We start from the raw sequence: 2,054 nt of genomic DNA on the forward strand, positions 1-2,054 counted from the left end.
CGGATCAGGTGGAAGACATCATCCAGATGATCAACGACATGGGCATCCGTGTCTACGAGATCGCACCGGATGCCGACACCCTGTTGATGACCGACGGCGATGCCTCGGCGGACGAAATTGCCGCCGCTGAAGCCGCCGCCGCACTCGCCGCAGTGGAAACCGAAGCTGGCCGCACCACCGACCCGGTGCGCATGTACATGCGCGAAATGGGTACCGTGGAGCTGCTCACCCGCGAAGGTGAGATTGCCATCGCCAAGCGCATCGAAGAGGGGGTGCGCGAGCTGATGTACTCCCTGGCCTACTGGCCCGGCGCGGCACAGCGCGTTCTCGACGAATTCAAACTGGTTGAAGCGGAAGAGCGTCGCCTGCCGGATGTCATCATCGGCTGGCTGGACCCGTCCGACGATATCCCGTCCGTCACCGCCACCTCCAGTCAGCAGGCCGCCGCCGCTGCCGCTGAAAAAAAGGAGAAGGCCAAGGACAAGAACGATGATGACGATGACGACAACAACGATCAGAACGACGAGGAAGAAACCACCTCCGGCGTCGATCCCGAAGAAGCCCGTCAGCGCTTCGACGCCCTGGCCAAGCAACTGACCAAGGCCGAGAAGACCGTCAGCAAGCACGGCCGCGACAGCAAGCAGGCCCAGAAAGAATTGGCCGAGCTGGGCGAGCTGTTCAAGTTCTTCAAGCTGCCGCCGCGCCAGTTCGACCCGATTTACAGCGAAGCCCGCACCGTACTGGATCGCGTTCGCCGCGAAGAGCGCGCCATCATGAGAATGTGCGTCCGCCAGTCCCGCATGCCCCGGAAAACCTTCATGAAGGAATTCCCGGGCAACGAGACCAATGAAGACTGGATCCCGGGCATCATCAAGAAAAAGCGTGACTACTCCGACGCGCTCAAGTCCGTGGAAGGCGACATCGCCCGCGCCCAGCGCAAGCTGGCGCAACTGGAAGAAGAAGCGGGCCTGACCCTGGCCCAGATCAAGGAGATCAACCGGCGTATGTCCATCGGTGAGGCCCGCGCCCGCCGTGCCAAGAAGGAAATGGTCGAGGCCAACCTGCGCCTGGTGATCTCCATTGCCAAGAAGTACACCAACCGCGGCCTGCAGTTCCTGGACCTGATCCAGGAGGGCAACATCGGCCTGATGAAAGCCGTGGACAAGTTCGAGTACCGCCGCGGTTACAAGTTCTCCACCTACGCCACCTGGTGGATCCGGCAGGCCATCACCCGCTCCATCGCCGACCAGGCGCGCACCATCCGTATTCCGGTGCACATGATTGAGACCATCAACAAGCTCAACCGTGTGTCCCGCCAGATGCTGCAGGAAATGGGCCGCGAACCCACCCCGGAAGAGCTGGGTGAGCGCATGGAGATGCCGGAAGACAAGGTCCGCAAGGTGCTCAAGATCGCCAAGGAGCCGATCTCCATGGAGACGCCCATCGGTGATGATGAAGACTCGCACCTGGGTGACTTTATCGAGGACAACACCATTGTCTCGCCGGTGGATTCCGCCACCACGGAAGGCCTGACCGAGGCGACCCGCGAGGTGTTGGCCGGTCTGACCGCCCGGGAAGCGAAGGTGTTGCGGATGCGTTTCGGTATCGATATGAACACCGACCATACGCTGGAAGAGGTAGGCAAGCAGTTTGACGTGACCCGCGAGCGGATCCGTCAGATCGAAGCCAAGGCCCTGCGCAAGCTCCGCCACCCGTCCCGCTCGGACCACCTGCGCAGTTTCCTGGACGAATAAATTTGGTTTGTGATTACTTGGAAAGACCGCCCAAGGAGTGGGTGTCTTATTCCGAAAACGCGATGAATACATCCCTGTAGCTCCCTCCCGGAACGCCGGACCGCTTCCTCCATGAAGAGAGGGTTTCGGAATAAGACACCCACCCCTCGGGCTCCGTGCCATCCTCCTACTTCCGTACTTCACCGACCACCTCTCAGCAAAAAACCATTTCGTGATGTATCATTCCACCCGGGCGCGAGAAGAGCCTCTGAGGGCCGATTTGGGGTGTACTGTTTCCAGACCGTGGAGCGGGGGACCCGC

The 2,054-nt window shown here is 60.8% G+C and carries 1 protein-coding gene; it reads left to right on the forward strand.

Annotated features, from left to right (window positions below):
• Positions 1 to 1,754 (forward strand): RNA polymerase sigma factor RpoD (gene rpoD, locus B3520_RS14790; protein ID WP_286876367.1); only part of this gene is annotated, 1,754 nt, incomplete at its 5' end.
• Positions 1,755 to 2,054 lie beyond the last annotated feature (300 nt).

The organism is Marinimicrobium sp. UBA4509, assembly GCF_002388575.1.
Taxonomy (GTDB): Bacteria; Pseudomonadota; Gammaproteobacteria; order Pseudomonadales; family Cellvibrionaceae; genus Marinimicrobium; species Marinimicrobium koreense.